The sequence below is a fragment of the Kitasatospora sp. NPDC001539 genome, from assembly GCF_040298565.1.
Taxonomy (GTDB): domain Bacteria; phylum Actinomycetota; class Actinomycetes; order Streptomycetales; family Streptomycetaceae; genus Kitasatospora.
The window spans coordinates 1-4,935 of record NZ_JBEPAK010000367.1 but is presented as its reverse complement, the minus strand read 5'-3'; the positions used below and the strand labels follow the sequence as shown (position 1 = coordinate 4,935).

The 4,935-nt window shown below is 69.5% G+C and carries 6 protein-coding genes; 3 read left to right on the top strand and 3 right to left on the bottom strand.

Translation table 11 applies throughout. The features are described 5' to 3' along the window. Window positions 1-65: 65 nt before the first annotated feature. Window positions 66-1,295: a serine hydrolase domain-containing protein gene (locus ABT247_RS31720; protein WP_350749634.1), complete on the bottom strand. Its 1,230-nt coding sequence runs from the start codon at window positions 1,293-1,295 to the stop codon at window positions 66-68. 448 nt (window positions 1,296-1,743) lie between these two features. Next, a complete protein-coding gene (locus ABT247_RS31715; protein WP_350749632.1) occupies window positions 1,744-2,202 on the bottom strand; it encodes an ATP-binding protein in 459 nt (152 codons plus the stop codon). A gap of 108 nt (window positions 2,203-2,310) precedes the next feature. On the opposite strand from ABT247_RS31715, the gene ABT247_RS31710 reads away from it, so the two are divergent. Genes ABT247_RS31710 through ABT247_RS31700 form a run of 3 tightly spaced genes read left to right on the top strand, consistent with a single transcriptional unit; the run spans window position 2,311 to window position 4,163 of the window. Then, window positions 2,311-3,192, top strand: coding sequence for a helix-turn-helix domain-containing protein (locus ABT247_RS31710; protein ID WP_350749637.1), 882 nt, complete (start codon window positions 2,311-2,313; stop codon window positions 3,190-3,192). Beyond that, on the top strand, window positions 3,189-3,377 hold the full coding sequence (locus ABT247_RS31705; RefSeq protein ID WP_350749630.1) for a DUF397 domain-containing protein: 189 nt from the start codon (window positions 3,189-3,191) through the stop codon (window positions 3,375-3,377). Before ABT247_RS31710 ends, ABT247_RS31705 begins: the two co-directional genes overlap by 4 nt. 24 nt (window positions 3,378-3,401) lie before the next feature. Then, entirely contained in the window at window positions 3,402-4,163 is a 762-nt protein-coding gene (locus tag ABT247_RS31700; RefSeq protein ID WP_350749627.1) for a serine hydrolase, read from the top strand. Here ABT247_RS31700 and ABT247_RS31695 read toward each other — a convergent pair. After that, the coding region (locus ABT247_RS31695) for an FAD-dependent monooxygenase (protein ID WP_350749624.1) at window positions 4,150-4,935 on the bottom strand (786 nt) is incomplete at its 5' end. The two genes, ABT247_RS31700 and ABT247_RS31695, sit on opposite strands and share 14 nt — an antisense overlap.

The window sequence follows — 4,935 nt, the reverse complement described above, 5'->3', positions numbered from 1 at the left end:
CGGCGTGTTGGTGTCGGCGGCGGTCCGGCACCCCCACTCCTCTTCCGTTCTCTCCCGAGCCGGTGTCAGTCCTCGATCGCCTGGTAGACGGTGGTCCAGAAGTCGTGGATCAGCCGGGCGGCGTTCGGGACGGACATGCCGGTCTGGGTGAGCACCATGCCGACGAGCCCGTTGCGCGGGTCGGCGTAGGTGGAGGTGCCGCTCCCGCCGTCCCAGCCGAACTGGCCGACCGGGGCGTAGTCCCCCCGGTAGGTGCGCACCGCCATCCCGAAGCCCCAACCGCCGTGCTGCCCCTGGCCGTGGGACAGGTGGACGTTGTCGCGGGCCAGGGCGGTGCGGGCGGCGGTCTGCTCGGGAGTGAGCCGGTTGGTGGTCATCAGCTCGACGGCGGCCCGGGAGAGGATCCGCTCGCCGCCGTGCACGCCCTGGTCGAGCAGCATCCGGAAGTAGGCGTGGTAGTCGTCGACGGTGGACACCAGCCCGCCACCACCGCCCGGGAACGCCGGCGGCTTGCTCCAGCGCCCGTCCGCCGCCTTGTCCCAGACGTGGAACTCCCCGCTCTGCGGATCGGGGGCGTAGAGGTCGGGCAGCCGGTCGATCCGGTCGGCGGCCACGTGGAAACCGGTGTCGGTCATGCCCAGCGGGCCGAAGACGCGTTCGCGCATGAACTCCTCGAAGGGCCGGCCGGTGACCCTGGCCACCAGCACGCCGAGCAGGTCACTGGCGATGTGGTACTGCCACTGCTCGCCGGGCTGGTGCATCAGCGGCAGCGTGCCCAGACGGCGGATCCACTCGTCCGGCTCGGGCATCGGCGTCGGCAGGTCGGGCGTGAGCCCCTGCTCGAAGACGGCGTTCATGATCGGGGTGCCCAGCGCCGTCATATCCATGCCGAGACCGAAGGTGGAGGTCAGCACGTCCCGTACGGTGATCGGCCGCTTCGCCGGCACGGTGTCGTCCAGGGGGCCGTCGATCCGCTTCAGCACGCGCCGGTCGGCGAGTTCCGGCAGCCACGGGTCCACCGGGTCGTCCAGTCGCAGCCGGCACTCGTCCAGCAGGACCATCCCCGCCGCCACCGTGACCGGCTTGGAGGTGGAGGCCATCCGGAAGATCGTGTCCCGGCGCATCGGCTCGCCGCCGCCGTGGTTCATCGTCCCGAGCGCCAGGACGTGCGTCCGGTCGCCCCGGCCGACCAGCGCGACGGCGCCGGGCACCGCGCCGGAGTCGATGTGCCGCGCCAGTACGTCGTGCAGCCTGCGCAGCCCCGCGTCGGTGAAGCCGTTGTTGCTCGCGCCCATGGTGGGTCCCCCTGAGTGGTTGTTCCAGTTTCTCGAACGAGCTCAAAGCTACATTGCGTTTGTGAAACCGTCAACGTTGTTGCGTTGCCTGAACCTGCCGCTCAGGAGGGCGATTCAGTGGAGAGTTGCAACGGGCGTGGGCTGAACGCAATGGGCGCGAAGGGGCGAAGCGTTGCAATGGTCTGAGGTGAACGCTGCCTGTGGCGCGTCGTGGCGGCCACGACTGTCGAGGGCCGGTCGGCCCCTGGTGGGAGTGGGAAGTCGGCCTGTCCGACTTCCCACTCCTTGTCAGGGCTACGGGGTGGCGGTCGGGGTCGAAGCGGGACGGAGGTGGGGGCGGTCAGGGTGGCGGGCGGTGAGGGGGTGGGCCGCCCAGGCGAACAGGGCGAGCAGGAGCGCGAACGGGAGAAGGGTGCAGAGGGTCGCGTGCCCTCCGCTATGGCGGGGTTCAGGCCGCATCGGGGGCGGTGAGGTCGAGTTCGGCCCAGACGGTCTTGGCGTTGGGGTGCCGGGGGAGAGTGCCCCAGCGGTCGCAGAGCGCATGGATCAGAGTGAGGCCGCGCCCGGACTGGGCGTTGGGGGTGAGCGTGGTGGGGAGCAGCGGGGTCCGGTCCCCCCGGGGGTCGCTGATCGCGATGCGGAGGGTGGTGCCCCGGCGCGCGGTGGTGGTGAGGGCGAGGTGCAGCTCGAAGCCGCGCCCCGGAACGCGTCCGTGCGTGATCGCGTTCGCGGCCAGTTCCGCGACGACGAGGAGCGCCGAGTGGAACGACTCGGTGTGGGTGGAGTTGAGCCCCCAGGTGGTGAGTTGGCGCCTGGCGATGCGCCGGCAGATGGCCGCCCCCTTGGGGGTGGCGGCCAGGGTGGTGGTGTGGAGGAGCGGGCTGTCGAGGGGGATTTCGGTCGTCATGGGAAGAAGCGTGGCGGCGCGGACGTACGCTGACCATGGATCCGATGGGCACAGAGAGTGCTTGTACGGGTGCAGACAGCTTTTTGTGGATCCGGTGGGGTGATCGCGATGGGCGCAGTACGAGACAACGGAGCGGGCGACGAGATCCGTGAGGATCTGCAGGAGGACTTGGGAGAGGTCTCGGACTTCTTCCGCGCTATCGGCAAGCAGATCAAGCTCTTTCGGGAGAGGGCGGGACTCACCCAGAAGGAGCTGGCCAAGCTGACCGGATACAGCGATCAGCTGATCGGCGCGGTTGAGCGCGGGGTGCGTACCCCGCAGCCGGAGTTGTTGGTCGCGGTGGACAAGATTCTCGACGCTGGTGGTGCGTTGGCGATCGCGAAGGATGACGTGATGAGCGCGCGGGCAAAGGCGCGAATCCGGCATCCTGCCTGGTTCAGGGGCTATGCGGGCTTGGAGCCTGTAGCCATTGAGATCCACGAGTACAGCACCCTGCTGATTCCCGGCCTTCTGCAGACTGAGTCACACGCCCGTGCGCTCTTCGGGATGCGTCAACCTCTGCTCACCGAGGAGGTGATCGAAGAGCGCGTAACCGCTCGTTTGGCGCGGCAGGAGATCTTGACCCGATGGCCTCGGGCGATCTTCAGCTGGGTCATCGAGGAGAGTGTCCTCCAGCGCCCTTTGGGTGGCTGGGGCGTCCACGAGGAGCAGCTGCGACACCTTCTGGCGGTGGGAAGGATGCGTGGCATGGCGATCCACATCATGCCTACCGGCAGCGCTGATCACCCAGCCCTGGGAGGGCCCTTCACGCTGATCACTCCCAAGGGCCGCCCGCAGAACGGATACATCGAGGCGCAGCAAAGTAGTCGATTGATCACTGATCAGGAGGAAGTCCGTATCATGAACGCACGATACGGCGCTCTCAGAGGGCAATCGCTCGATGTGAGGGAGTCGATGTCCTTGATCGAGAAGATGCTGGGAGAACGATGAACGCGAAGCTGGCATGGCGCAAGAGCAGTTACAGCAGCAACGAGGGCGGTCAATGCGTCGAGGTCGCCGAGACCGTGGCCGCCGTTCTCGTCCGTGACTCCAAGGACCAGAGCGGGCCTCACCTTTCCTTCGACCCCGCTGCCTGGAAGGCGTTCGTGTCGTTCGCCGCTACGGCCGAGGTCTGACCGGATCTCCTCTATCCTGCCGCCATGTTGTCCGTGGTGGTGGCCCCCTGGGCGAGCGATCCGGAGCCGGTGTTCACGCGTGCGCCGGACGAACTGCACGATGCTGCGAGCACCATGAAGGTCGCGGTGCTCGCCGCACTCACCCGCAGCGGGGTGAATCTCGATGCCGAGGTGCCGGTGGTGAACCGGCACCGCTCGGCTGTCGGCGGGGAGTTCGCCAACGATCCCGACTGGGACAGCGACCCGCTGCCCTGGGAACTCCTCGGCACCCACGTGCCGCTCCGCCTGCTCGCCGAGCGGATGATCACCCACTCCTCGAACCTCGCGACCAACCTCTGCCTGGCCCGCACCGAGCCCGGAGCCGTCGCCGAGGTGTGGCGGCGGGCGGGAGCCACCCGGAGCGCCAGCCCGCGCGGGATCGAGGACTACGCGGCGCGTGACGCGGGCGTGCACAACCTGGTCAGCGCCCGGGACTTGGTGCGGCTGCTGCACTCGCTCGCCGACGAGCCCGAGCTGCTCGCCCTGCTCGAGCACAACTCCTTCCGGGTGGACCTGGCGGCCGGTCTGCCGCCGGGCACCCGGATCGCCTTCAAGAACGGCTGGATCCCGGGTGTCCGGCACTGCGTGGGCCTGGTCCACCCCTACGACTGCCCGCCGTACCTGATCGCGGTCTGCTACACCGGTCCGCTCGCCTCGGGCGCCGACCGGGGCGACCCGGCGGCCCGCCTGCTGGCCCGGGTCTCGGCGGCGGTCTGGAAGCGGCGCAAGCTGATCAGTACGGCTTGACCAGCACGTGGGCGGCGCCCGGGATGCCGACCTTCAGCAGCTCGTCCTCCTCCGGCGTCGTCGGCGTCCCCGTCTCCTGCTTGAGGATCGCCCGGGACATCGCCTGCACCCACATCGCCCGCGGGCGGCGGCGCTCCTCCCAGGCCGCGAGGGCCGCCGGGACGTCGTCCGTCGCGTCCAGGCTCTGGGCGAGCACGAGGGCGTCCTCGACGGCCATCGCGGCGCCCTGGGCGAGGTGCGGGGTGGAGGCGTGGGCGGCGTCACCCGCCAGGGCGATCCTGCCGACGTGCCAGGGGTCCTCGACGGTGACCTGGGAGATCCGGGAGTAGACGACCGCCGACGGGTCGGTGACCTGGGCGAGGGCCTCGGCGATCGGGCCGCCGAAGCCGTCCAGCCGCTCCCGGAGCTGCTCATGGGCGCGCTCGGGATCCGGCCGGAAGTCCTCGGCCTCGGCGAACACCGAGCCCAGGTACATCAGGTCGTCGCTGATCGGGGTGAGCAGCGCCTTGGCCCGGAGGTTGCCGGTGGACATCACCACGCCCTGGACCTCGGGTGAACGGGACAGCGTGACGCGCCAGTTGGCGAAGCCCGTGTACTCGGGCACGTACCTCTGGCCGTACAGGTGCCTTCGCAGCGGCGAGCCGATGCCGTCGAAGCCGACGACCAGGTCGTAGCGGTCGGCGTGGCCGTCGCCGAGGGTGACGTCGACGCCCTCGCCGTCGTCCTTCACCGATTCGATCGTCGTCCCGAAGCGGACGACGGCGCCGGCCGC